This window comes from Salinicola rhizosphaerae (assembly GCF_014652715.1).
Taxonomy (GTDB): domain Bacteria; phylum Pseudomonadota; class Gammaproteobacteria; order Pseudomonadales; family Halomonadaceae; genus Salinicola; species Salinicola rhizosphaerae.
This window is the reverse complement of sequence record NZ_BMZI01000006.1, coordinates 94,966-117,510: the sequence shown is the minus strand read 5'-3', so window position 1 is coordinate 117,510 and position 22,545 is coordinate 94,966. Positions and strand designations below refer to the sequence as shown.

General features: G+C 62.7%; 27 protein-coding genes. 9 read left to right on the top strand and 18 right to left on the bottom strand.

The features are described from left to right. Nucleotides 1-119 precede the first annotated feature (119 nt). Both cmk and rpsA read left to right on the top strand, forming a co-directional pair. A complete protein-coding gene (gene cmk / locus IE125_RS13955; protein ID WP_189445292.1) occupies nucleotides 120-806 on the top strand; it encodes a (d)CMP kinase in 687 nt (228 codons plus the stop codon). 220 nt (nucleotides 807-1,026) lie between these two features. Next, complete coding sequence (gene rpsA / locus IE125_RS13950; protein WP_189445291.1) at nucleotides 1,027-2,703, top strand: 30S ribosomal protein S1; 1,677 nt, start codon at nucleotides 1,027-1,029, stop codon at nucleotides 2,701-2,703. 206 nt (nucleotides 2,704-2,909) lie between these two features. Here rpsA and IE125_RS13945 read toward each other — a convergent pair whose 3' ends face one another. The 6 genes from IE125_RS13945 to IE125_RS13920 all read right to left on the bottom strand — a co-directional run bounded on the left by IE125_RS13945 (nucleotide 2,910) and on the right by IE125_RS13920 (nucleotide 7,737). Then, complete coding sequence (locus tag IE125_RS13945) at nucleotides 2,910-3,299, bottom strand: hypothetical protein (protein WP_189445290.1); 390 nt, start codon at nucleotides 3,297-3,299, stop codon at nucleotides 2,910-2,912. A 186-nt stretch (nucleotides 3,300-3,485) separates the two neighbouring features. Then, complete coding sequence (locus IE125_RS13940) at nucleotides 3,486-4,217, bottom strand: RNA methyltransferase (protein WP_189445289.1); 732 nt, start codon at nucleotides 4,215-4,217, stop codon at nucleotides 3,486-3,488. A 232-nt stretch (nucleotides 4,218-4,449) separates the two neighbouring features. Continuing rightward, nucleotides 4,450-6,093: a chaperonin GroEL gene (gene groL, locus IE125_RS13935; protein WP_189445288.1), complete on the bottom strand. Its 1,644-nt coding sequence runs from the start codon at nucleotides 6,091-6,093 to the stop codon at nucleotides 4,450-4,452. Between the two features lie 60 nt (nucleotides 6,094-6,153). Beyond that, nucleotides 6,154-6,447 carry a co-chaperone GroES gene (locus IE125_RS13930; RefSeq protein WP_189445287.1) on the bottom strand — a complete coding sequence of 98 codons (294 nt, stop codon included), beginning with the start codon at nucleotides 6,445-6,447 and terminating at the stop codon, nucleotides 6,154-6,156. A gap of 324 nt (nucleotides 6,448-6,771) precedes the next feature. Further along, on the bottom strand, nucleotides 6,772-7,278 hold the full coding sequence (locus IE125_RS13925) for an FxsA family protein (protein WP_189445286.1): 507 nt from the start codon (nucleotides 7,276-7,278) through the stop codon (nucleotides 6,772-6,774). A gap of 192 nt (nucleotides 7,279-7,470) precedes the next feature. Beyond that, nucleotides 7,471-7,737, bottom strand: a complete 267-nt coding sequence (locus tag IE125_RS13920; RefSeq protein ID WP_189445285.1) for a ComEA family DNA-binding protein — start codon at nucleotides 7,735-7,737, stop codon at nucleotides 7,471-7,473. Nucleotides 7,738-7,993: 256 nt separating this feature from the next. On the opposite strand from IE125_RS13920, the gene pyrF reads away from it, so the two are divergent. Next, nucleotides 7,994-8,701: an orotidine-5'-phosphate decarboxylase gene (gene pyrF, locus IE125_RS13915; protein WP_189445284.1), complete on the top strand. Its 708-nt coding sequence runs from the start codon at nucleotides 7,994-7,996 to the stop codon at nucleotides 8,699-8,701. On the opposite strand, the gene lapB is transcribed toward pyrF, so the two are convergent. The 3 genes from lapB to ihfB all read right to left on the bottom strand — a co-directional run bounded on the left by lapB (nucleotide 8,702) and on the right by ihfB (nucleotide 10,668). Next, the gene (gene lapB, locus IE125_RS13910) at nucleotides 8,702-9,889 is read right to left on the bottom strand and encodes a lipopolysaccharide assembly protein LapB (RefSeq protein ID WP_189445283.1); all 1,188 of its coding nucleotides are present in this window, start codon (nucleotides 9,887-9,889) and stop codon (nucleotides 8,702-8,704) included. Beyond that, on the bottom strand, nucleotides 9,890-10,195 hold the full coding sequence (locus tag IE125_RS13905) for a LapA family protein (RefSeq protein ID WP_189445282.1): 306 nt from the start codon (nucleotides 10,193-10,195) through the stop codon (nucleotides 9,890-9,892). Between the two features lie 119 nt (nucleotides 10,196-10,314). Next, entirely contained in the window at nucleotides 10,315-10,668 is a 354-nt protein-coding gene (ihfB, locus tag IE125_RS13900; protein WP_268249115.1) for an integration host factor subunit beta, read from the bottom strand. Nucleotides 10,669-10,805: 137 nt separating this feature from the next. On the opposite strand from ihfB, the gene IE125_RS13895 reads away from it, so the two are divergent. From IE125_RS13895 to IE125_RS13885, 3 genes are all read left to right on the top strand, one after another. Next, a complete protein-coding gene (locus tag IE125_RS13895; RefSeq protein ID WP_189445280.1) occupies nucleotides 10,806-11,090 on the top strand; it encodes an FAD assembly factor SdhE in 285 nt (94 codons plus the stop codon). Continuing rightward, a complete protein-coding gene (locus tag IE125_RS13890) occupies nucleotides 11,050-11,454 on the top strand; it encodes a hypothetical protein (RefSeq protein WP_189445279.1) in 405 nt (134 codons plus the stop codon). The genes IE125_RS13895 and IE125_RS13890 overlap by 41 nt, the downstream gene beginning before the upstream one ends. Before the next feature lie 178 nt (nucleotides 11,455-11,632). Beyond that, complete coding sequence (locus IE125_RS13885) at nucleotides 11,633-11,824, top strand: tautomerase family protein (protein WP_189445278.1); 192 nt, start codon at nucleotides 11,633-11,635, stop codon at nucleotides 11,822-11,824. Nucleotides 11,825-11,974: 150 nt separating this feature from the next. Here IE125_RS13885 and cfa read toward each other — a convergent pair whose 3' ends face one another. Further along, entirely contained in the window at nucleotides 11,975-13,126 is a 1,152-nt protein-coding gene (gene cfa, locus IE125_RS13880) for a cyclopropane fatty acyl phospholipid synthase (RefSeq protein WP_189445277.1), read from the bottom strand. A 513-nt stretch (nucleotides 13,127-13,639) separates the two neighbouring features. Here cfa and IE125_RS13875 point away from each other — a divergent pair. After that, complete coding sequence (locus tag IE125_RS13875; RefSeq protein WP_189445276.1) at nucleotides 13,640-13,942, top strand: MTH1187 family thiamine-binding protein; 303 nt, start codon at nucleotides 13,640-13,642, stop codon at nucleotides 13,940-13,942. A gap of 18 nt (nucleotides 13,943-13,960) precedes the next feature. Here IE125_RS13875 and IE125_RS13870 read toward each other — a convergent pair whose 3' ends face one another. Both IE125_RS13870 and IE125_RS13865 read right to left on the bottom strand, forming a co-directional pair. Continuing rightward, nucleotides 13,961-14,341 (bottom strand): hypothetical protein, encoded by a 381-nt coding sequence (locus IE125_RS13870; protein WP_189445275.1) that lies wholly within the window; start codon nucleotides 14,339-14,341, stop codon nucleotides 13,961-13,963. A gap of 200 nt (nucleotides 14,342-14,541) precedes the next feature. Beyond that, entirely contained in the window at nucleotides 14,542-15,432 is an 891-nt protein-coding gene (locus IE125_RS13865; RefSeq protein ID WP_189445274.1) for a LysR family transcriptional regulator ArgP, read from the bottom strand. A 120-nt stretch (nucleotides 15,433-15,552) separates the two neighbouring features. Between IE125_RS13865 and IE125_RS13860 the strand changes: the two genes are divergently transcribed. Then, entirely contained in the window at nucleotides 15,553-16,155 is a 603-nt protein-coding gene (locus IE125_RS13860; RefSeq protein ID WP_189445273.1) for a LysE/ArgO family amino acid transporter, read from the top strand. Nucleotides 16,156-16,259: 104 nt separating this feature from the next. On the opposite strand, the gene IE125_RS13855 is transcribed toward IE125_RS13860, so the two are convergent. The 3 genes from IE125_RS13855 to IE125_RS13845 form a co-directional block, all read right to left on the bottom strand. Then, nucleotides 16,260-17,627, bottom strand: coding sequence for a TrkH family potassium uptake protein (locus tag IE125_RS13855; RefSeq protein WP_189445272.1), 1,368 nt, complete (start codon nucleotides 17,625-17,627; stop codon nucleotides 16,260-16,262). Between the two features lie 55 nt (nucleotides 17,628-17,682). Beyond that, nucleotides 17,683-18,339 carry a potassium channel family protein gene (locus tag IE125_RS13850; protein ID WP_189445271.1) on the bottom strand — a complete coding sequence of 219 codons (657 nt, stop codon included), beginning with the start codon at nucleotides 18,337-18,339 and terminating at the stop codon, nucleotides 17,683-17,685. 146 nt (nucleotides 18,340-18,485) lie between these two features. Next, entirely contained in the window at nucleotides 18,486-19,301 is an 816-nt protein-coding gene (locus IE125_RS13845; protein ID WP_189445270.1) for an SIMPL domain-containing protein, read from the bottom strand. A gap of 227 nt (nucleotides 19,302-19,528) precedes the next feature. On the opposite strand from IE125_RS13845, the gene IE125_RS13840 reads away from it, so the two are divergent. Further along, complete coding sequence (locus IE125_RS13840; protein ID WP_189445269.1) at nucleotides 19,529-20,356, top strand: cobalamin-binding protein; 828 nt, start codon at nucleotides 19,529-19,531, stop codon at nucleotides 20,354-20,356. Nucleotides 20,357-20,482: 126 nt separating this feature from the next. Here the strand turns inward: IE125_RS13840 and cobO are convergent, their stop codons facing one another. From cobO to IE125_RS13825, 3 genes are all read right to left on the bottom strand, one after another. Beyond that, nucleotides 20,483-21,082 (bottom strand): cob(I)yrinic acid a,c-diamide adenosyltransferase, encoded by a 600-nt coding sequence (gene cobO, locus IE125_RS13835; protein ID WP_189445268.1) that lies wholly within the window; start codon nucleotides 21,080-21,082, stop codon nucleotides 20,483-20,485. A gap of 58 nt (nucleotides 21,083-21,140) precedes the next feature. Next, the gene (locus IE125_RS13830) at nucleotides 21,141-21,443 is read right to left on the bottom strand and encodes a winged helix-turn-helix domain-containing protein (RefSeq protein ID WP_189445267.1); all 303 of its coding nucleotides are present in this window, start codon (nucleotides 21,441-21,443) and stop codon (nucleotides 21,141-21,143) included. A 100-nt stretch (nucleotides 21,444-21,543) separates the two neighbouring features. Continuing rightward, nucleotides 21,544-22,527, bottom strand: coding sequence for an NAD-dependent epimerase/dehydratase family protein (locus tag IE125_RS13825; RefSeq protein WP_189445266.1), 984 nt, complete (start codon nucleotides 22,525-22,527; stop codon nucleotides 21,544-21,546). Nucleotides 22,528-22,545: the final 18 nt, after the last annotated feature.

Genomic DNA, 22,545 nt, shown 5'->3' with positions numbered 1-22,545 from the left:
GCCGTGTCGGGAAGTGACGAGACGAGATCCGACAGCGCGAAGCAGGATTTAGCAGCGCGAAGCGAGATCCAACAGAACCAAGAGCGCGAAGCGCGATCCAACAGACAAAGGGACATGACATGAGCCAGACCGCGCCGATTCTGACCATCGACGGCCCCGGCGGAGCCGGAAAAGGCACCATCAGCCGCATGATCGCGGAGCATCTTGGTTGGCACCTGCTCGACTCCGGCGCGCTCTATCGGCTGACGGCGCTGGCGGCGCTGCGCAAGGGCGTGGCCGTCGACGATGCCACGGCGCTGGCTGACCAGGCGCGCTCGCTCGACGTGGTGTTCGCGGTGGAGGCGGGGCGGACGAGCATTCTGCTCGAGGGCGACGATGTCACGATCGCCATTCGCAGCGAGGGTGTGGGCGGCGCGGCATCTCAGGTGGCGGCGCTGCCCCCGGTCCGTGATGCGCTGCTGCAGCGCCAGCGCGATTTCTGCAAGGCACCTGGCCTGGTGGCCGACGGCCGTGACATGGGGACCGTGGTCTTTCCCGAAGCGCCGCTCAAAATCTACCTTACCGCGTCGGCCGAGGAGCGGGCGCGCCGCCGGCAGCTGCAATTGCAGCAGGCGGGGGAAGATGCTAGACTCTCGACCCTTTTGGAAGAAATCCAAGCGCGCGACGCGCGTGATATGCAGCGAGCCGTTGCCCCGCTCAAACCGGCAGACGATGCCATCGAGCTGGACACGACGCAGCTGGATATACCGGAAGTCGTGGAGCGTATCGAGACGCTGCTCGCCGAGCGTAACCTCGCCGATCATTGACTGCTGTCGCTGATCGCGGGTTCGAGGCATTAGCCGACGACACACTTCCGCTCCCGGGGCCCCTGGCAAGATGTCATGACGTGCAGCGACCCGACTGATTAGTCGTTGCAGGTCGAACCAGCGCCAACATCCCCAGGGATATGTCGATAAGGCCCGCACTCGCTGGTGGTGCGGAGGAAGGCGGCCCGACCGCCATCAACGTTGATCACGTAGGAATCACATGAGCGAAAGCTTTGCTGAGTTATTCGAACAGTCTCTCCAGGACATCAACATGGAACCCGGTGCCATCGTCATGGCGACCGTGGTGGACATCGAAGGTGACTGGATTACCGTCAACGCCGGTCTGAAGTCCGAGGGTCAGATCCCTGCGGCTCAGTTCCGCGATGACAACGGCGAAATGACCATCGCTGTCGGCGATGAAGTCAAGGTCGCGCTGGAAGCCGTGGAAGACGGTTTCGGCGAAACCCGCCTGTCCCGCGAGAAGGCCAAGCGCGCCGAAGCCTGGAAAGAGCTGGAAGCCGCCTTCGAGAAGGACGAGATCGTCAAGGGCGTGATCAACGGCAAGGTCAAGGGCGGCTTCACCGTCGACGTGGCTTCCATCCGCGCGTTCCTGCCGGGCTCCCTGGTCGACGTGCGTCCGGTTCGCGATACCGCGCACCTGGAGCATAAAGAGCTGGACTTCAAGGTCATCAAGCTCGATCCGAAGCGCAACAACGTCGTTGTCTCCCGCCGTGCCGTTCTCGAAGCCGAGAACAGTGCCGAGCGTGAAGCGCTGCTCGCTACCCTGCAGGAAGGCCAGCAGATCAACGGTATCGTCAAGAACCTCACCGACTACGGCGCATTCGTCGATCTCGGTGGCGTCGACGGTCTGCTTCACATCACCGATATGGCCTGGAAGCGCATCAAGCACCCGAGCGAGATCGTGGCCGTCGGCGACGAGATCAACGTCAAGGTGCTGAAGTTCGACCGCGAGCGCAACCGCGTGTCGCTGGGTCTGAAGCAGCTGGGCGAAGATCCGTGGGTCAACATCGTCGACCGTTATCCGGAAGGCACCAAAGTCAACGCTCGCGTCACCAATCTGACCGACTACGGCTGCTTCGCCGAGCTGGAAGAGGGTGTCGAGGGTCTGGTTCACGTCTCCGAAATGGACTGGACCAACAAGAACATCCATCCGTCCAAGGTCGTTCAGGTCGGTGACGAAGTTCAGGTCATGGTGCTGGATATCGACGAAGAGCGTCGCCGCATCTCCCTGGGTATCAAGCAGTGCACCACCAACCCGTGGGAAGACTTCAGCGCGCGCTACAACAAGGGCGACCGCGTTGCCGGTACGATCAAGTCGATCACCGATTTCGGTATCTTCATCGGTCTGGAAGGCGGTATCGACGGTCTGGTACACCTGTCCGACATCTCCTGGAGCGAGACTGGCGAAGAAGCGGTCCGTCAGTTCAAGAAGGGCGACGAAGCGGAAGCCGTCATCCTCTCGATCGATCCGGAGCGTGAGCGCATCTCGCTGGGCATCAAGCAGCTCGAGACCGATCCGGTTTCCGAGTTCCTCGCCGTCAACGACAAGGGCGCCGTGGTTACCGGCCGTATCATCGAAGTCGATGCCAAGGAAGCTCACGTCGAACTGGCGACCGATGTCATCGGCGTACTGAAGGCCTCCGAAATCAGCGCCGACCGCGTGGAAGATGCGCGCAACGTGCTGAACGAAGGTGACAGCGTCGAAGCCAAGATCGTCAACGTTGATCGCAAGAGCCGCGCTATCAACCTGTCCATCAAAGCGAAGGATCAGGTCGACACGCGTCGCAACATGAGCAAACTGCGTGATCAGGAAGTCGAGACCAATGGTCCGACCACCATCGGTGATCTGATCAAGCAGCAGATGGGCCAGGACTGATTCTTCGGAGTCGTCACTGCCTACGAAAAACAGCGCCTCCGGGCGCTGTTTTTTTATGTCTGAGATTTTATGTCTGAGGTTTTATAGCTGAGGTTTTAATGGCCGGAAGGATTGGCCCTGAAGACGTCGGTTCGTCTAGTCGCCAGAATCCGGGCCAGCGCTGAGCCAGACTCGGCTCAACGTGATCATGACTGGCGAGATCGAGTTCAGCGCTTCAGCCAGTCGCGAATGCGCCGGCCTTTGCCAGTACCGTGGCTGGCGACATCGTTGCCGGACAATCGAGTCACGGCCTGACGAAGCGGGACGATGATCGCTTCCAGGTGGTAACGGCAAAGCTGCCGGTCCAGCGCAGCCGGGCACTGCGCCATCAGCAGCCCGCAGTGATAGGTCGCGGTATCCAGCGACGCGTGGACATCGGCAAAAGGGGCCGAGGCCTCGCGCGATCGCTTCAGTTCGCGAAGCAGCATCTTGAGCATCTGCGAATCCAGCCAGCAAGGCGTGGTCAGCGTCGAGGGGGCAATGGATGCTTGCACGGCCTGAAACGAGACGTGCAGGAAGACGCAGGTGTAATAGAGTTGAGAACGTTCCGTGGGCATGGTCGTTCTGCCATTTAGTGAGAGTGATTCCCATTCTCTATGGCAAATTGTCCGTTGTCAAAGCCGCCCGGTGTTGTAGACCGCGCCAAGGCGGTGAATGGCCTCGGGACTATGGAGCTACAGGGCTGCGGGGCTGTGGCGGGCTGCGTCGACATCTCGACACTTCCGACGCCGACGTATTTCCGTTCAGGTTGGATCCGATCGCTCGAGCGCGTTGAGCACGCCGCGCAATATCGAGAGTTCCTTGCGGCTCGGTTCGGCGCGCGCGAACAGCGCTTTCAGGTGAGCTTCGGTCTTGGCGTGCGGTTGATTGAGGAAGCCGGCGCTCGTCAACGCCCGGTGAAGGTGGTCATGAAAATGGGCGAGCTGCTCGATGTTCGGATACGCCTCTCCGGCGCGGGACGTTCGACTCGCAGCGTCGCTGGCCTCGCGGGTGTGACGCTTGAATGCTTCGTAAGCGACGATCTGGACCGCCTGGGACAGGTTCAGGATGCCGTAGTCGGGGTTGGCGGGGATGTTGAGCTGATGGGTACAGTGACCAATTTCTTCATTGGTGAGCCCATAGCGTTCACGGCCGAACACCATCGCCACGGGGCCATCGGCCAAGCGGGGCCAGCTGGCCTCGATCATCGGTTCGACGCCGTGATAGCAGGGCAGTGGCAGACTGCGTAGGCGGGCGCTTGCCCCGATGACCTGCACGCAGTCGGCAATCGCATCCGAGAGTGACTCGACGACCCGGCAGCCATCGATCACATCGGTAGCGCCAGCCGCGAGCCGAGTCGCTTCTTCATCGGGAAACTGCCGCGGATTGACCAGCACGAGGTCGCTCAGGCCCATGGTCTTCATGGCTCTGGCACTGGCACCAATATTGCCGGGGTGGAATGTCTGGACGAGGACGATGCGAATACGGTCCAGCATGCGTCTTGGGCTCCTGCTAGTGGTCAGTGGATCAATGTGGCGTGCCCGATAGGCCTCAATACGCTCGAGGCGATCGCTGGCGTCAACGGCTCCGCTGCGACGCCGGAAAGGGCCGGGCATAGAGAGTGCCGGGCACAGGAAATGGCCGGGCACAAAAAAGGCCCCGCCGTAGCGGAGCCTTTCCATGATACCCGATCTCTCGAATCTGATAGATCGAGTGGGGACAGGATGCTTACATCATGCCGCCCATGCCACCCATGCCGCCCATGTCCGGGGCGCCGCCGCCGGCAGGCGCGTCTTCCGGATCGTCGGCGATCATGCATTCGGTGGTGATCATCAGACCGGCGACGGAGCCAGCAGACTGCAGGGCAGTACGCGTGACCTTGGCCGGATCGAGGACACCCATGTCGAACAGGTCGCCGAACTCACCGGTCTGGGCGTTGTAACCGAAGTTGCCTTCACCGTCCTTGACGCGGTTCAGGATGACCGAAGCTTCCTGGCCGGCGTTGGTGACGATCTGGCGCAGCGGCGCTTCCATGGCACGAACGGCGATCGCGATGCCGTGCGTCTGGTCTTCGTTGTCACCCTTGAGGCCGGCGACCTTGGTCAGGACGCGGACCAGTGCGGTACCGCCACCAGGCACCACGCCTTCTTCGACGGCGGCACGAGTCGAGTGCAGCGCGTCTTCGACGCGAGCCTTCTTCTCTTTCATCTCGACTTCGGTGGCCGCACCGACGCGGATGACCGCAACACCGCCTGCCAGCTTGGCAACGCGCTCCTGCAGCTTCTCACGGTCGTAGTCCGAGGACGTTTCTTCGATCTGGGCGCGGATCTGATTGACGCGCGCTTCGATGTCGGAGTCCTGACCGGCACCATCGATGATGGTGGTGTTTTCCTTGGACATGGTGATGCGCTTGGCATTACCGAGGTGATCCAGGGTCGCCTGCTCGAGGTCGAGGCCGACTTCTTCGGAGATCACCGTGCCACCGGTGAGGATGGCGATGTCCTGCAGCATGGCCTTACGACGGTCACCGAAGCCCGGTGCCTTGGCAGCTGCGACCTTGACGATACCGCGCATGTTGTTGACGACCAGTGTCGCCAGCGCTTCACCTTCGATGTCCTCGGCGATCATCACCAGCGGCTTGCCGGCCTTGGCGACGGCTTCGAGTGTCGGCAGCAGTTCGCGGATGTTCGAGATCTTCTTGTCGACCAGCAGGATGTACGGGTCTTCGAGCTCGACCGCCATGGTTTCCTGATTGGTGACGAAATACGGCGAGAGGTAGCCGCGGTCGAACTGCATGCCCTCGACCACTTCCAGCTCGTCTTCGAAGCCGCGACCTTCATCGACCGTGATGACGCCTTCCTTACCGACTTTTTCCATCGCTTCGGCGATGATCTTGCCGATGTTGCTGTCGCCGTTGGCGGAGATGGTGCCGACCTGCGCGATGGCGTTGGAATCGGTGCAGGGCACGGCCAGCGCTTCGATCTCCTTGACGGCAGCCGCAACGGCCTTGTCGATGCCGCGCTTCAGATCCATCGGGTTCATGCCGGCGATGACGCCCTTGAGACCCTCGTTGACGATGGACTGAGCCAGCACGGTGGCGGTGGTGGTGCCGTCACCGGCAACGTCGGAAGTCTTGGAGGCGACTTCCTTGACCATCTGCGCGCCCATGTTCTCGAACTTGTCTTTCAGCTCGATTTCCTTGGCGACGGAAACACCATCTTTGGTGACGGTCGGTGCGCCAAAGGATTTTTCCAGCACGACATTGCGGCCTTTCGGGCCGAGCGTTGCCTTGACGGCGTTGGCGAGGGTGTCGACACCCTTGGCCATGCGAGTGCGAGCGTCGCTGGAGAACTTGACTTGTTTAGCTGCCATTGTCCGATCTTCCTAATATGAAACGTGAAATGGTGATGATGTCCTGGAGCGCGGCGGCGATTAGCCTTCGACGACGGCCAGGATGTCGCCTTCGCTCATGATCAGCACTTCTTCGCCGTCGACTTTCTGCTTCTCGACGCCGAAGCCTTCCTTGAAGATGACGGTGTCGCCGACTTTCACGTCCAGAGCCCGGACTTCGCCGTTCTCGAGGATACGGCCGTTACCGACGGCCAGGATTTCACCACGAGTCGGCTTTTCCTGGGCGCTGCCCGGAAGCACGATGCCGCCAGCAGTTTTCTGCTCTTCTTCTTTGCGACGTACGATGACGCGATCGTGCAAGGGACGGATTTTCATTGCTCACGTTCTCCTGATGGTTGCATGTTGCAAATGCACGTTCCCGCTAGAGCGAAGCTCAAGGGGCGAAGGCTTTCGCCTTCCGGTTTATGGGCCTCATGGCCTAAAGCTATCGCTGCTGCCTTGAATTGGGTCGTGCTGATCGGATTCAAGGGGTTGGCAGACATTTTTTTCGCTCCCGAACCGCTCTTTCCGCATCGATGGGATGCGAGCGATGCTGCACGGGAATGTCGGTTTTTTCCAGTGGCGGCGCTGCAATCGCTCAACGGTGATGTTCTTGGTTGCTCGGATCGTTTTCCGGACCGTCAATTCTTTCTCAGACCGTCAATCCTTTCCGAGATAGTCGCCTTCGATAGGCGCGTCCGTCTCTCGATGGGAAGCATGGCGTGACGCTTCCTGGTGGTCTGCGCTCGAGCGGCCGGGTGCCGCGTGATCCCATCCGGCGTCTGCTGAGCCTGAGTGCCTCGAACTCGAGTAGGTGCCAGCGGGTGCCGGGCGACGGAACCAGCGCCTCAGCAGCTCGCCGCTACCCGGCAGCAGACAAAGTAGCCCCGCCACGTCGGATAGGAAGCCTGGGGCGACGAGAAGAAGTCCGGAGAGCACGAACGACGCGCCGGCGAGGAGCTCGTCGGAAGGCAGTTCGCCTCGGTTCAGGCGCTCCCTGGCCCGCTGCAGGGTCAGGAAGCTCTCGCGGCGAATCAGATGAATACCGAAGGCGGCGCTCAACACAATCCACAGCAGGGTGGCCAGCAGGCCGATCTTGGCGCCGACCGTGAACAGCACAACGAAATCGGCAACCGCCAATAGGGTCAGCAGAAGCAGCAGGGGCATATCGTCTCCAGGGTTCTTTCTGCTCGATTCCCTTAAGTGGAGGCGAATGGCTTGAATGCAAGCGGGCGAGGTGGGGACGGCTCGGAGGAGGCGCGCGCCGTCAGGGCGTGAGGGTCAACGAAGAGGCGCTCGCGAACGGCGACGTGATGAAGGCGGGCCGCGAAGGCCCGCCCGGGGTCCTGCATGAACTGCCTACAGCGTTGCGCTATCGGCCAGCTTGGCGACGGTGGCGTCACCGATACCTTTGACACGGGAGAGATCTTCCACGCTCTTGAAGTCACCGTTGGCCTTGCGGTCATCGACGATGGCCTGCGCCTTCACTTCACCAATGCCCGGCAACGTCGCCAGTGATTCTGCCGTGGCATCGTTGATGTGAATCGGCTCTTGCGCGAAGACCGGGGTGGTGAGAAGTGTCATGAGCGTGAACAGGGCGATGCCCAGGAGCTTTAGCTTTGTCATTGTGTGTTCCTTGGTCGGCTGTGGAATTTGGCCGGTATCACCTCGGTGCCGGCCTTCATGACGGCTATCGGCAACCGAGAGGGCATCTGGAGGTCGTCATTGCCGCTGCATCTTGTCGGCGATCTCCTACATCGCTTACTGGGCCGGCTTAGCGAAGGCGGGCGGCGCGGATCGAAAACCCGCTGAATCATGTACAATCCCGCGTCGATCTGTCATCTGAATGCGCTGCTTCACTCACCGGCCGGAACCGCTATCCATGCCCTCGACGAACTCCCCTCTGATCATTGCGCTGGATTATCCGGCGCTGGCCCCGGCGCTGACGCTGGTGGATGCGCTTGATCCCCGGCGCTGCCGGGTCAAGATCGGCAAGGAACTCTTCACGCGGGAAGGGCCGCGAACCATCGACGCCATGCACGAGCGCGGCTTCGAGGTCTTTCTCGACCTCAAGTTTCACGATATCCCGAACACCGTGGCCGGCGCAGTGGAAGCCGCCGCGGATCGGGGCGTGTGGATGGTCAACGTGCATGCCGCCGGCGGCCGGCGAATGATGGAAGCGAGTGCGGAGCGGCTGCGCCAGCGTGGCCTGGAAACCCGGTTGATCGCGGTGACCGTGCTCACGAGCATGACCGACGACGAGCTGCAGGATATCGGCGTTGTCGGCGATGCCTTGAGTCAGGTGGAACGGCTGGCGCTGCTGACGCGAGATAGCGGTCTCGATGGCGTGGTCTGCTCCGCGAGGGAGAGCGCCAGGCTGCGAGAGTGCTGCGGTGAGGATTTCCTGAAGGTCACGCCCGGGATTCGTCCGGCAAGCGCTGCCGCCGGCGATCAACGGCGCGTGATGACGCCGGAGGCCGCCATGGCCGCCGGCAGCACTCATCTGGTCATCGGGCGCGCGGTGACCCAGGCGCCAGATCCCATGGTGGCCCTGGCAGAGATCGAGCGCTCGCTGGGGCTGGCCGGCTGATCACTCGCCCTCGAGTCCGGTGACCGGCTTGCTGGTGCCCCAGTAGCGGCAGCGGGGGCACTGCCAATGGAGCTGTTCGGCGCCAAAACCGCAGCGCTGGCAGCGGTGTCGAGGACGCACGCTCAATAGCTGATGCGTGTGCTGTTTCAGAAGCTCCAGTCGGTCGCGTTCGTCCGGGTCGCTGTCATCGAGATAGAGATCCATCAGGTAATCGATGCCGCGCAGGCTCGGGTGCTCGCGCAGTTGTTCGCTGACGAAAGCGCAAGCCATCTGTGCACCTTGGCGGCGGCGAAGCGTATCGGCCGCCATGATCACGACCGTGGTCTGAGGGTGCTTCTGCAGCAGCTGCTCGAGGAACTGCCACCAGCTCTTGTCGTCGTCGAGCAGCCGGTAGGCGTCACGCAGGGGTTCGAGGACGATGGCGGTGAAACCGGGGTCCTGCTCCGGAATTCGTTGCCAATAGCGCGCGGCGTCTCGGTACTGGCCGATGTCCCATTCGAGCTGCCCGAGCATCCAGTTGGCCCTTACGCAGCGACCATCGACATTGAGGGCCTGGCGAAGTGACTTGCGTGCCAGTGACGGGCTACTGGCAGCGCGCTGTTGCTGAGCGATCTCGCAATGCCAGTGAGCGGCAGCGCGTCGGATATCCGGGTCCTGTCGCACCAGCTGGGGTTGGGCCACTTCGAGTGCCTGAGGCCACTCTTTCTCTCGTTCGAACAGGTCCACGAGCAGTCGGCGTGCCGCGATCTTCTGATCTTCTTCCGTGGCGTTTTTCTGCAGCGAGAGAAGCAGCCGTTCGGCCCGATCCAGTAGCCCGAGATTGAGAAAATCACGCGAGAGCTCGAGCTGGACCTGGCCGCTCTGGGAGGCGGTCAGCGCCGGGCGGGCCAGCAGGTTCTGATGGATGCGCACCGCACGGTCTGCCTCCCCGCGCGAGCGGTAGAGGTTGCCGAGTGCGATATGGGTCTCGACCGTGTCGCTGTTGACCTCGAGCGCCTGGGTAAACGTCTCGATGGCGCGGTCGGGCTGCTCGTTGAGCAGATAATTGAGACCGACGAAATAATCTTTGGGTAGCGCACCGCCGGCGCCTCGGGCACGAGAGCGGCTTCGGCCGCCATCTCTGCGCCCCAGCCACCAGCCAATGGCGATGGCTGCCACCAGCAACGCCAGTAGCAGAACATCGCTCATTCAGGTGCTTTCCTTGAACTCCTGCGTCCGTAGACGATCGAGTTCCTTGCGCTGTTGCTGGTTATGGCGCTGCGCTCGAGTCAATAACGTGCGCAAGCGTAGATAGATGCCCATCATCGCCAGCATGCCCAGAATCACGCCGCAGGCGAGTGCCACCAGCAGCCATAGAGAGAGTGACGCCGGGGGCAGCTGTACCCAGATCAGGTCCAGCGGCAGCGGCTGCTGGTTATTGACGGCAAACAGGATGCCGAGCAGCAGCACGACGATGAGGATGATGGCGAGAATGACGCCTTTGAGCCAGCGCATAGCGATTCCTGATGACTTACCGCCGAACGGCGCTTGGATTCAGCGTTCGGTGCGGTGGTAACCGCTGAGGGTTCGCGAGACGGACTCGGCGAGGACAGCGGCCACGGTGACTGAAGCGGTCAGTAGCCGAGCGCGCGGCTCGCATTGACCTGTTCGCGCAACTCCTTGCCCGGCTTGAAATGCGGTACGAACTTGCCGTCGAGATCGACGGGGTCGCCCGTTTTGGGGTTGCGTCCGGTGCGTGGTTCCCGGAAGTGCAGCGAAAAACTGCCAAAGCCGCGGATTTCGACACGCCCTCCATCGGCCAGCGCATTGGTGATGTCATCGAGAATGACGCGAACCGCGGACTCGACCTCCTTGGCCGACAGTTCCGGGCGACGAGTGGCAATCTGCTCGATCAATTCAGACTTGGTCATCGACATTCTCCGTGAGGACTCTGCCTGGCAGTGGCGGACGGCGCAGCAATGTCCGATATCTATTATTGTCACTTCAGCATACTTCTCAACTTTCGAGAAAACAACGCATTACAAGGTAGGCGGGTTTGCGGAGTGTGGCGACTCACCGGCTTGGTTTATACTGCCGCGACGCTTTTCAGCCCGAGGGGGCATTCATGTCCGATGAGCAAGACATCGACCGCAAGCGACTTTACTGGCACTCGCGCCGCGGCATGTGGGAGCTGGATCTGCTACTGGTGCCGTTTCTCGAGGCGCGCTATGACGCCTTGCCGGCGGCCGACCAGGTGCGTTATCGGGAGCTCCTGGCCAGCGAGGACCAGGACCTCTTCACCTGGCTGATGCGCCGAGAGTGGCCACAGGACCCTGATCTTCGCCGCATCGTGATGATGATCGTCGAGCATGCCGAAACCACCGATCGCGATCGTCGTCAGACGCTCTAGGCTGGCTCGGGCGCTCGGGTTCGGTTTCAGCGCCGTCGTCATCGCCTACGCCTTGCTCTGGCATGGCGTCGCGGCGGGCGTATCCGCGCTGGCCGTCGCGGTGATGGTGCACGCTTGGCTCGCTCGTCGTGACAGGGGGGAGGTTCATCTTCGTTGCCGTTTCGACGCCGATCGCACCTGGTGGGAGCGCTCGGACGAAGGTCAGCAATGGCGGGCGACGCCGTGTCGTCTCGTCCGGCTCGGGCCGGTTGTCAGTGCGGTCGAGCTGGACGGGGCCACCCTCTGGATATGGCCGGATAGCGCCGATTCGAACACCCTGCGTCACTTCCGCGAAGCGTTGGCGCATCACGCCGACCGCGCCTGACGCGACGCGCATCTTGACGATACCGATGCCACGCATCGCCCCGCCGAGCTGTCCATACGGCTTGCGACTGGCCACGGTGGATCTGTCCGAGTCATCAAGCCAGCTGAACCTTGCGTTACTGCCGGCTCCAGCGCTTCGTCACTCGAGAATCGAACGTTACCCTTCAGGAGTCACTACCATGCCCATTGTCACGATTCAGCAGTTCCCGCGGGATACCGAGCAGAAGCGCGAGCTCGCCGCACGCGTCACGCAGGCCTTCGTCGATGCTTACGGGTCGTCACCGGAGTCGGTGCAGATATTCTTTCAGGAGACCGAAAAACACGACTGGGCCAAAGGTGGCAAGCTGGGAGACGACAAGCAGGCAACGTGATCGGCGGGGAAAGTGCGTTCCCGCCGCGGGTACCGCGGCGGGAGAATGGTGACGGCGGGAGCGTGGCGAAATCTTCGCCTTTCGGGCGTATCGACTCGTGAGACGAGCGATACCGCAGGCCGTCGATTGCGACGCGATCGACCCCGAGGATCAGCGGGGGGAGTCGTAGCGGCCCGGACGCTGGTTCGAGTAGACCACCTGCCAGAGCTGAATATCTCGCGCGCGGAAGGCGCCGGCACAGGAACCCAGATAGTACAGAAACATGCGTTTGACGCGCTCGTCGTAGTGATCGGCGATCTCGTCCCAGTGTGCCAGCAGATTTTCCTGCCACGCCATCAGCGTCCTGTCGTAGTCCGGCCCGAAATTCTGCCAGTCTTCCATCACCAGCTTGTCCTCGCTGGCATCGGCGATCTGCTGAACCGAAGGCAGGATGCCGTTGGGGAAGATGTACTTGTTGATCCAAGGATCGATACTGATGTCGTTGGTATTCGAGCCGATGGTGTGCAGGACGAACAGGCCGCCGGGCTTTAGCAGACGTTTGACCGTATCGAAGTAGACGGCGTAGTTGCGCTGACCGACGTGCTCGAACATGCCGATGGAGACGATGCGGTCGTATTGGCCGGTAAGGTCACGGTAGTCCTTCAGCACGATCTCGACCGGTAGGCCCTCGCAGCGCTCCCGGCCCAATTTGGCCTGCTCTTCGGAGATCGTGATGCCGGTGACTTCCACACCGTAGTGTCGGGCAGCGTGCTCGGCAAAGCTGCCCCAGCCACAGCCGATATCCAGCACTTTCATGCCGGGCTCCAGGCCCAGCTTGCGGCAAGCGAGATCGAGTTTCGCCTTTTGCGCTTCGTGCAGCGATGTAGCCTCTTTCCAATAAGCACAGGAGTAGCACATCGTCTGGTCGAGCATGCGGGTGAAAAGGTCATTGCCGAAATCGTAGTGTTCTTTACCGACGATATAGGCACGCGCCTTGCTCTGCAGGTTCATGAAGCTCGACTGCAGTTTGTAGAGCACCCGCTCGGACGTGGTATGCGCTGCACCGCCGATGCCGTGACGCAGCAACCGGTGGATCATCTCGTCGATGCGATCGCAGTCCCACCAGCCATCCATGTAGGCTTCGCCGAAGCCGATGGACCCTTGGCGCGCAACCCGAGAAAAGAGATCGGGATGGCGAACGCGGATATCCCAGGGCTGATCGCCGTTCAAGGTAACGCCTGACCCCTCCAGCAGGTGCTCGATGGTCTGGCGGGCGCGAGTGTCGGGTAATTCGACGGGGGCGATTGGTGTATTGCTAGTCATGGTTTTTCCTGGCGAAGGGCGTGCCAGAACCTCGCAATGACGTTCTCGAGACGGACGGCGCGGCAAGCTGCGGTGATCGCCTGTCCAACGCCGGAGGACGAAGCGGCGATGGATAGTCGTCAGAGTCGAGAATGATCGGCCTGGTTTGCTTGGTCTGGCACCCCACGGTCCCTGTTCCCTACGTTGTAAGCCGTGTTTATTACATTGCGTGCTAACGGCTTTGCCGTCAATCATCCTAGCGCTATTGTCCCAATAGTCTAGTCAGACGAACGATTTTTGCCCGACGACATCGGCGCTGCTCTGGAAAGCGGAGTTCGACATTGCCGGAGAACTGGCGGCGATACGTGATCGGAAGGCCGCGTGACCAGGGCGCATCCGGTGGGCAGCGACGCTATCGGTGGCAACCCGGTTGCGTCGGCCAGCCAAGGGCGGGAACTCTGTCAGGCAGAGACGACAAGACGCCGCGCCGTGCCTGCCCTAGACTCCCTTCATCGCCAATGAGGAGGAAGGTTCATGCAGGTCATCGTCGATCTTTGCGTCGTACCGCTGGGTGTGGGGGTGTCGGTGTCGCGTTACGTGGCCGAATGCCAACGCGTCATCGAGGCGTCCGGGCTGACCCACGAGATGCATGCCTACGGCACCAATATCGAGGGCCCGTGGGACGATGTGATGGCCGTGGTCAAGGCGTGCCATGAAAGCGTGCATGCCATGGGGGCGCCGCGGATCACGACCACGCTCAAGATGGGCACCCGCACCGATCGCGAGCAATCGATGCGGGACAAGGTGAATAGCGTGCAGTCGCTGCGCAACGTCTGACGCCCGCATCGGGGACGCTCAACGACAGCGAATTGTCCAGGTCGCCTTGTAGCCGTCGCCTTCCTGCGTTGCCGCCTTGAGTTCGGTATCCTCGGTGACGGTGGCGCCCTCGAGTTGATCGTTGGCGCTGGCCTGCTTCTGGGCGCTGTCGTCGGGGCCCATCATCTGCTGCTCGACGATCACGAACGATTCACGATCCTGCGCCTCGCACTGTTCCAGTGCCTGCGCTTTGGCATTTTCCAGCGCCTCGTCCTGATCATCGCCGAGACCGGTCACGACGTAGTCGCTGGTGTCTTTCTCCATCGAACTGCTGTCGCTGGCGCATCCTGCCAGCGTGCCAAGGGCGAGCAGGCCCGCGGTAAGGATGGCGGCCGGGATGATTCGCTGAGTCAGGGGCATTTCACACTCCATGTGTCTGTTCCAAGGGCGCCGCGTCCAGAAGCGCCGAGTCCAGGGGCGTCAAATGGTGTTCGGCGGCAAGTCCAGCCGCTTCGTCGGGCGGCTGATCTTGAGTCTAGAACGCGCGTTCGAATCTGCAAGTGTCTGGTATTAAAGGATAATGTCGCGATATAACGACAGATTTCCTTTGCCGTGTCAGTCTAGGCGCGGAGGGGCAGGAGCCACTCGTCGCTGGCCGACAGCAGATGGGCGGTCAGGGCATCGAGCAGCTCGCCGCCATGACGCCAGTAGTGCCAGTAAAGGGGAACGTCGAGCGTATAGCCCGATTCGAGGTCGACCAGCTCGCTGCGTTCGAGTGCCTGTTGCGCCTGGCAGGCGGGAATCAGGGCGTAGCCGATGCCCGAGAGCGCCATATGCAGTACGCCCTCCGAAGAGGGGCAGAGGTGGTGCGGGAACGGGTCCTTGAAGCCATGGGCGTCGAGATAGCGCTGCTGCAGGCGATCATCCGGGCCGTAGAGAATGGCTGGTGCCCCGCTCAGCGCCTGTCCGGTGAGCCCGTCCGGAAAGTAGCGCTCGGCAAACAGGGGGCTCGCCACCACCTGATAGCGCATGATCCCAAGCGCCTGCGCACGGGCGCCTTGAACGGGGCGGGCCGTGGCACAGATGCAGCCGGCGACCTCGCCATCGCGCATACGGCGCAGCGCGACTTCCTGATCGTCGACGACAAGATCGAGCAGCACGCCACGACGATGACAGAAGTCGCCGATGGTCGGCGCCCACCAGGTCGCCAGGCTGTCGGCGTTGATCGCCAGTCTCAGCCGCTGGGTGCCTTCACCCAGCGCGGGAATCTGGTCGAGCAGATCATGCTCGAGGAGGCGCACCTGCTGCGCGTGATTGAGAAGACGTTGACCCATTGGCGTCGGCAGCAGTCGCGGCGTGCGTACCACGACCGGCTGCCCGAGTCGCGCCTCGAGCAGCTTGATGCGCTGAGAGACGGCGGACTGCGTCAGGTTGAGCTGTTGGGCGCCGCGCTCGAACCCGCCCTGATCGACGATAGCCGCCAGCGCTTCCAGCAGTTTGTAGTCGAGCATCGATACCTCGGTTGATCAGCATCCCTAATAAGATATTAGGGTAATTCATTTCTATTAATAGCCAATAGTGCCACATGCTGCGAGCGCCGTTGAAGGCGAGTCGATAAGCGGGGAATCAGCATGAGTGCTTCGGGGGTCCACGGGTTACTGGTCGGATTGGCATTGATCGTCGCGATCGGTGCCCAGAACGCCTTCGTGCTGCGCCAGGGGCTGCGTCGCCAGCATGGCTGGCTGGTGGCAGGGATCTGCGCCGTCTGCGACCTGCTTTTGATCGCCGCCGGCGTCGCCGGTCTCGGTCCGCTGCTGACGACCAGTGATGCGCTGCTGGCAACGGCGCGTTGGGCTGGCGCTGCCTGGTTGATCTGGCAGGCGTTGGCCGCGCTGCGTCGCATAAGGCGTCCGGCCGGGTTGATGGCGGCAGGCGGCGTTGTCTCGGGACGGGGCCGAGTCGTGGCTGCGACGCTGGCGGTAACGCTGCTCAATCCACACGTCTATCTCGATACGGTGGTGATGCTTGGTATTCTCGGCAGCCAGCAGGCCTCGCCGGTAGCGTTTGTCCTCGGCGCCGCGCTGGCGTCCATCGGCTGGTTCTTCGCCCTGGTGGGTGTCGGACACTGGCTGGCGCCGCGGCTCGAGCACCCACGCTGGTGGCAGGCAATCGATGCCGTGGTGGCGGCGGTGATGCTGTGGATGGCACTCCGGCTGGCGACGGGGCCAATCTAGCTGCCGTCCTCGCGACAGCATCGTGAAGCGCTAAAGAAGCGGTGACAAAGCGGTCGAGACAGGCCGGTTCGATGACCGCGCTGTCTCTGGCAACGGCACGGGCTTCAGCCGATCTGAATGTCGCCCTTGGCGTAGCGAACGCCGCGCGACTGACGGGTGGCGAGGAAATAACCGACCGAGAGAGGGCCGACGCGGCCGAGCAGCATGGTGATACCCAGCAGCAGTTGCCCTGGTAGCGACAGATCGCTGGTGATACCACGCGAGAGGCCGACGGTACCGAATGCCGACACCGTCTCGAAGGCGAGATCGATGAAGTGCTGCCGGCTATCGGTGATCGTCAGGCCGAACAGCGTCAGAAAGACCAGCAGTACGCCGGCCAGGGCCACGGTGATCGCCTTGATCACCGTCTCCTGCGGTATCGAGCGTCCGAAGGCGGTCGGATGCTCGGTATTGCGGTAAAAGGCGCGGGCGGTGAGCAGCAGCACCACGAAGGTGGTGATCTTGATGCCGCTGGCGGTGGAGCTCGCGCCCCCGCCGATGAACATCAGCAGCATGACCAGCAGCGTCGAGGCATCGCGCAGCGAGCCGGTGTCGAGCGTGTTGAAGCCGGCGGTGCGTGGCGTCACGGCCTGAAACCAGGCTGCCTGGAGTCGTGCGAAATCGCTGCCGAGCGCGCCCAGCGTGCCCGGGTTGGACCACTCCAGGGCGAGCAGGATCAGCGTGGCGATGACGTTGAGCCAGAGCGTGGCCAGGAGCACGACCTTGGTCTGCATCGCCAGCCGCGACCAGCGCCGCTGACGGTAGATATCGCTGACCACCACGAATCCCAGGCCGCCGACGATGAACAGCACCGTGATGACGACGGTCACCAGCGGATCGTCGACATCGCGGCTCAGGCTGTTCTTCCACGTCGAGAACCCCGCATTGTTGAAGGCCGAGACGGCGTGAAACAAGCCGTCCCAGAGACCGGCCTTCAGTCCATATTCGGGAACCCAGTGAATCGCCAGCAGCAGGGTCCCGATTCCCTCGATGCACAGTGCGAACCAGATCACCAGCTTGACCAGATGGCGCACGTCGCTGAACGCGATCTCGCCCAGTGCTTCGCGGACCAGATTCTGCTGCTGCAGCGGCAGCCGCGCGCCGAGCAGCAGCACGGTCAGTGCCGCAAAGGTCATGAAGCCCAGGCCGCCGATCTGAATCAGCACCAGCAGCACCAGCTGGCCGACGAAGGTGAGATCCTGGCTCACGTCGATGACGCTGAGCCCGGTGACCGTGACGGCCGAGGTCGCCGTGAACAGCGCCTCGTGCCAGGCGAGCGGGCGCGTGGCACTCCCGGGTAGCCAGAGCAGCAGGGCGCCGAGCGTACACAGCAGCGCAAACCCGATCAGCAGAACTTCCGGCGGTGAAAGACGCAGCACGCCGCCATGCGGGGCGCGACGAAACGGGCGCCTGAGCCGTTGCCATGGCCTCATCGGGAAGGGTCCGGTGTCGAAAGAGGCAGGTGTCGAGTCTTGACGGCTCGCGGCGTCATATCTGCCTGCCGATCTCGCGCAGCGCCTGCAGGTCGCCCATCAGGATCAGGCTGTCATCGGGCTGGAGCGGGGTGTCGTCGGCGGGATTACGGATGACTTCCTGGCCGCGCTTGATCGCGACCAGAAACAGCGCGTCACGATCGATCGACAGGTTGGCGACGCTGGCGCAGTTGTCGACCAGGCGCTGCGTGGTCACCAGCTCGACGATGAACTGGCGCTCGCCGAGACGAATGAAATCGACCATCGCGTGGTAGTTGAGACTCTCCGCTACGCGCACGCCGACATCGTACTCCGGATAGATCACGCGGTCGGCACCGAGTCGTTTCAGCAGCTTGTAGTGCGCATCGGAATGCGCCTTGGCCCAGATCTCCTTCGCGCCCAGTTCCTTGACGTGCAGCGTGCAGATCACGCTGGTCTCCAGGTCGTCGTCGACATCGATGACCACGGCATCGTAGGCCTCGAGCGACAGCTCCTTGAGTGCATTTTCGTCGGTCAGATCCGCAATCACCGCGTGATCGAGCATGTCGGATAGCGCATCGACTCGGGTCTCGTCGCGGTCGACGCCGAGCACCTGATTCTGGTGACGCTTGAGTTCGCGGGCGACGGTGCTGCCGAAATAGCCCAGTCCGAGTATGGCGAATTGCCGGGACATCGTTTGACTCCTTGTCGGATGTCGGTGCGCGTGGCCGCGCCTTGACCGTGGCAAGCTTCGCACAGGCGAGGTTCGCGTGCGAATCGTCGCGCGACGGAATCGACGCCGCTAGAGCCGGCGCCGATTCGCGCCCGTCGGTCGCACTGTCAGTCGAGCTCCCAGATCACGCTTACGCCGGCGTCGACGCTGATGTCGCCGCTGCGATACTCGCTGGCGCTGCCACCGCTATCGGCCGCGGTGGCGCGCATCATCATCGCCTTCGGTTGATAGCGGGGAGAGGTCGTCTCCTCGATGCTGATCACGTCGCCGAGATCGACATCGAGCGTATCGGCCATCATCTCCGCCTTCTGACGGGCGCGCTCCAGCGCCTGCTTGAGGGCGCGGTCGTCGACGCTGTCGCTGTCCTGCAGGCCGTAGCTCACGCCATCCAGCGAATCGACGCCGGCCGTGGTGAGCGCATCCAGCACGGTCGGCAGACGGTCGAGGTCGGTCAATTTCAGCGACACGCTGCGCTCGACGCGCGTGCGCACCTGCTGGGTGGCATCGTCGCCGTTGCCGGACTGCATGATCTCCGGACTGACACTCAGTGAGCCGGCGCGAATGTTCCTGGTGTCCACGCCGGCATTCTCCAGCGTCCGAATCAGATCGCCGGTGCGAGACTCCAGGCGGTCGCGAGCCTGCTTGATCGCGTCGCTGTCTCCGCTGGTTTCTTGCCCCCGCGGCTGCGCCGGCGTCCGTTCCCAGAGGCTTGCGTTGAGCGTTGCCATGTCAGGGGCGACATCGAGGGTCGACTCGGCCTGAACGTGGATCTGGCGTGGCGTGTCATCGGCCAGGGCGGGCGTGGCGAGTAGCGCACCGGTCAGGCATCCGGCCAGACCCAGCCCGAGCAGGCGGCTGGCAGCGCGGCCGCTAGCGGCAAGAGATCGAGAAGTGGCGATAGCGCGAGAGGTGGCGAGAGACATGGCGTTTCCTTGCGTGGCTGTTTTCGTGTCTTCAATGCGGGCGCCGCTGGGGTGCGACTCGTGACCTTCGAGCCTTGTCGGCGGCAAGCGTTCCTCATGCTAAGCTCGCTGCACGATTTTTCCCAATTACCGGGCCACCCATGCTGCTTCTCCGCTGGTTCCGATACCGGCCATCGCCCGCCAGATACCGCTCGATCGCACTTGGCATGGTCTTGATGACGGGACTTGTGCTGTCTGGTTCAGTGTCTGCCGCCGCCGCGATCGACGTGGTGGATGACAGCGGCCGGCACGTCGCTCTCGTGCGGCCGGCTGAGCGCATCGTGGCGCTGGCGCCGCATCTCGTCGAGATGGCCTACGCCGTCGGCGCCGGCTCACAGTTGGTAGGCGTCATCGATGGCAGCGATTTTCCGCCGGTAGCGACGCAGCTCGATCGGGTCGGCAGCTATCGCGGCATCTCCCTCGAAGCGATCATCGCCAAGCGGCCGGATCTGGTGCTGGTCTGGGGGAGCGGCACGCCGACGGAAGTGATCCAGCGCCTGACGGCATTGAAGATTCCGGTTTACCGCAGCGAACCACGCCATCTTGCGCAGATCGCCGACGATCTTCGCGACATCGGCCGCCTCAGCGGCCATGAATCCGCGGGGCAGGAGGCTGCGCAAGCGTTTCGGCAGGCGCTCGTCGACAGTCGCCAGAGCTTGACGCCGCCGCCCCGCGTTTTCTATCAGCTTGGCCAGTCACCGCTGACCACGCTGGCGGGTGGGCAGATCGTGACGCAGATCATTCGGCGCTGCGGCGGTGAGCCGCTATTCGCCGATGCGCCGGTGCTGGTGCCGCAGATCGGGTGGGAGTCGCTCGTCGAGAGCCAGCCGCAGGTCATCCTTGCCGCCGGCGACGATGATGACTGGAAGGGCTTCTGGCGCTCGCACGATGAACTGCCCGCGGTACGTGACGGCGCGCTCTACACTCTCGATCCCGATGCCATCAGCCGTCCCGGCCCGCGCATGATCGAGGGCGTGCGCGAGGTCTGTCACGCATTAATGGACGCCGCGAAGTGATCGCGCTTGCACTTTTATTCAGGTATCCGGGGCATCATTGACTCGCCGCTCGCCGCTCGCCGCTCGCCGCTCGCCGCTCGCCGCTCGCCGCTCGCCGCTCGCCGCTCGCCGCTCGCCGCTCGCCGCTTAAAAGTCGATACCGCGGCGAGCCTCGAGTCCCGCATTGAACGCATGCTTGGTATCGTTCATCTCGGTAACCGTGTCCGCCATTTCGATCAGCGTGCGATGGGCATTGCGGCCGGTGACGATCACACTCTGCTCGACGGGGCGGTTGGCGATCGCCTGCTGCACCGTCTCGATATCCAGATAGCCGAACTTGAGCATGTAGGTGATTTCGTCCAGCACGACGAGGTAGATCTGCGGGTCGGCGAGCATACGCTCGGCCTGCTGCCAGACTTCCCGGCAAGCGGCGGTATCGCTCTCGCGATTCTGCGTCTCCCAGGTGAACCCGGTCGCCATGATCGCGACTTCGAGATTGTCGTCCGCTTGCAGACGCTCTCGCTCGCCGCACTCCCATAGCCCCTTGATGAACTGGATGACACCGACACGGTAGCCGTAGCCGAGCGCGCGCGTCACCGTGCCCCAGGCCGCGGTGGTCTTGCCCTTGCCGTTACCGGTGAAGACCAGAACCTGGCCGCGCTGCTCGCTGGCGGCGGCGACGCGTTCATCGACGTGGGATTTGAGTTTCTGCATCGCCTGACGATGGCGCTGTTCGCGGTCGCTCATGGGGTCTCCTCAGTAGCGGGTCATGGGATGGGGCACAGAGCGGGGTCACAAGGACGAGTCAGGGGGCAGGATAGCCCAGGGTTCTGGCAATCTGGTCGGCGTGATCGGCAAGCCAGCGCGATGAGATCGGGCCCCAGTCGCGAATGACGTAGTGCCCGATCTGGTGGCGCTCGCCGGCGGACTGCACGAATTCGCACACGATATCGAGCTCGGCTAGCGCCGATAGCGTGTCCTGCGCCGTGCGTCTCGGCATTCCCGTGGCATCGACGATCGCAGGGATGCTCGTGGCACGTCCGCTGTCGATCAGATAGGCGAGGTAGAGTCGGCGGTAGAAACTCGTCCTGGTCTTGCTGAGGGTCATCGGTGGTATGCGCTCCGGTCGTGGGTCAATGGCTGGCATGAAGCATGACCGATCAGGGTACGCGAAGCGCGCGGAAAAGGGGGACTCATTCCGGCGGGGGTCAGGCCGCCAGGCTTTCCAGTAGCAACCCTTCGTAGTCTTTCAGCCAGGCGACGAAACGTTCGATGCCGACCTCGAGAGAGACCTGAGGTTTGAAATCGATCATCGACTGCAGTTTGTGGGTATCGGCCCAGGTTCGTTCGATGTCGCCGGGCTGCATGTCTCGGAAGCGCTTGGTGGCCTGGATACCCAGCGTACGCTCGAGCAGCTCGACGAAATCCAGCAGCGCGACCGGCTCGCCGCGCCCGACGTTGTAGATTTCGTGCGGCGCGCCGGCGTCCTCGCCAGGCGCGAGCGGTAACAGGCGCACGATGCTCTCGACGACATCATCGATATAGGTGAAGTCCCGTGCCATGCGGCCATGGTTGAAAATGTCGATGGGGTTGCCGTTGAGCAGCGCACCGGCAAAGAGACACGGCGCCATGTCCGGTCGCCCCCAGGGACCATAGACGGTGAAGAAGCGCATTCCGGTCGACGGCAACCGGTGCAGATCGGCGTAGCTGTAAGCCATCATCTCGTCGGCGCGCTTGGTCGCCGCGTAGAGTGAGGCGGGACGGTCGACGGGATCGGTCTCCTTGAACGGCAGCGTCTCCTGGCGGCCGTAGACGGAACTCGATGAGGCGTAGAGCAGGTGCTCGATCTCGAACCGCTTGCAGACGTCCAGCAGGTTGAGGAACCCGATCAGGTTGCTGCGGCCGTATTCGTGCGGGTGCTCCACCGAATGCCTTACGCCGGCCTGCGCGGCGAGATTGACGACATGGGTAAATCGCTCACGGCGGAACAGCGCCTCCAGTGCCGGCAGATCGGCGATATCGGTCGTCTCGATCACGGGTCCGGAGAGCTGGTCGAGGCGGGCGCGCTTCAGCGATACCGCGTAATAGTCATTGAGGTTATCCAGCGCAACGACGCGATGCCCGTCGCGTGCCAGCCGGTCGGCGAGATGGAAGCCGATGAAGCCGGCGGCTCCGGTTACGAGAATATTCATGCAGTTTCCTGTCTTCCC

What these genes read in the sequence shown, in the direction of transcription:
- IE125_RS13850 (WP_189445271.1), bottom strand. Translation starts at nt 18,339, where the DNA reads ATGTCCCGGCAATTCGCCATACTCGGACTGGGCTATTTCGGCAGCACC.
- IE125_RS13905 (WP_189445282.1), bottom strand. Translation starts at nt 10,195, where the DNA reads ATGCGCTGGCTCAAAGGCGTCATTCTCGCCATCATCCTCATCGTCGTG.
- IE125_RS13830 (WP_189445267.1), bottom strand. Translation starts at nt 21,443, where the DNA reads ATGACCCTCAGCAAGACCAGGACGAGTTTCTACCGCCGACTCTACCTC.
- groL (WP_189445288.1), bottom strand. Translation starts at nt 6,093, where the DNA reads ATGGCAGCTAAACAAGTCAAGTTCTCCAGCGACGCTCGCACTCGCATG.
- IE125_RS13860 (WP_189445273.1), top strand. Translation starts at nt 15,553, where the DNA reads ATGAGTGCTTCGGGGGTCCACGGGTTACTGGTCGGATTGGCATTGATC.
- IE125_RS13945 (WP_189445290.1), bottom strand. Translation starts at nt 3,299, where the DNA reads ATGCCCACGGAACGTTCTCAACTCTATTACACCTGCGTCTTCCTGCAC.
- pyrF (WP_189445284.1), top strand. Translation starts at nt 7,994, where the DNA reads ATGCCCTCGACGAACTCCCCTCTGATCATTGCGCTGGATTATCCGGCG.
- IE125_RS13930 (WP_189445287.1), bottom strand. Translation starts at nt 6,447, where the DNA reads ATGAAAATCCGTCCCTTGCACGATCGCGTCATCGTACGTCGCAAAGAA.
- rpsA (WP_189445291.1), top strand. Translation starts at nt 1,027, where the DNA reads ATGAGCGAAAGCTTTGCTGAGTTATTCGAACAGTCTCTCCAGGACATC.
- IE125_RS13845 (WP_189445270.1), bottom strand. Translation starts at nt 19,301, where the DNA reads ATGTCTCTCGCCACCTCTCGCGCTATCGCCACTTCTCGATCTCTTGCC.
- IE125_RS13855 (WP_189445272.1), bottom strand. Translation starts at nt 17,627, where the DNA reads ATGAGGCCATGGCAACGGCTCAGGCGCCCGTTTCGTCGCGCCCCGCAT.
- cmk (WP_189445292.1), top strand. Translation starts at nt 120, where the DNA reads ATGAGCCAGACCGCGCCGATTCTGACCATCGACGGCCCCGGCGGAGCC.
- IE125_RS13895 (WP_189445280.1), top strand. Translation starts at nt 10,806, where the DNA reads ATGTCCGATGAGCAAGACATCGACCGCAAGCGACTTTACTGGCACTCG.
- lapB (WP_189445283.1), bottom strand. Translation starts at nt 9,889, where the DNA reads ATGAGCGATGTTCTGCTACTGGCGTTGCTGGTGGCAGCCATCGCCATT.
- IE125_RS13940 (WP_189445289.1), bottom strand. Translation starts at nt 4,217, where the DNA reads ATGCTGGACCGTATTCGCATCGTCCTCGTCCAGACATTCCACCCCGGC.
- IE125_RS13885 (WP_189445278.1), top strand. Translation starts at nt 11,633, where the DNA reads ATGCCCATTGTCACGATTCAGCAGTTCCCGCGGGATACCGAGCAGAAG.
- IE125_RS13920 (WP_189445285.1), bottom strand. Translation starts at nt 7,737, where the DNA reads ATGACAAAGCTAAAGCTCCTGGGCATCGCCCTGTTCACGCTCATGACA.
- IE125_RS13890 (WP_189445279.1), top strand. Translation starts at nt 11,050, where the DNA reads ATGCCGAAACCACCGATCGCGATCGTCGTCAGACGCTCTAGGCTGGCT.
- IE125_RS13875 (WP_189445276.1), top strand. Translation starts at nt 13,640, where the DNA reads ATGCAGGTCATCGTCGATCTTTGCGTCGTACCGCTGGGTGTGGGGGTG.
- IE125_RS13825 (WP_189445266.1), bottom strand. Translation starts at nt 22,527, where the DNA reads ATGAATATTCTCGTAACCGGAGCCGCCGGCTTCATCGGCTTCCATCTC.
- IE125_RS13925 (WP_189445286.1), bottom strand. Translation starts at nt 7,278, where the DNA reads ATGCCCCTGCTGCTTCTGCTGACCCTATTGGCGGTTGCCGATTTCGTT.
- cfa (WP_189445277.1), bottom strand. Translation starts at nt 13,126, where the DNA reads ATGACTAGCAATACACCAATCGCCCCCGTCGAATTACCCGACACTCGC.
- IE125_RS13870 (WP_189445275.1), bottom strand. Translation starts at nt 14,341, where the DNA reads ATGCCCCTGACTCAGCGAATCATCCCGGCCGCCATCCTTACCGCGGGC.
- cobO (WP_189445268.1), bottom strand. Translation starts at nt 21,082, where the DNA reads ATGAGCGACCGCGAACAGCGCCATCGTCAGGCGATGCAGAAACTCAAA.
- IE125_RS13865 (WP_189445274.1), bottom strand. Translation starts at nt 15,432, where the DNA reads ATGCTCGACTACAAACTGCTGGAAGCGCTGGCGGCTATCGTCGATCAG.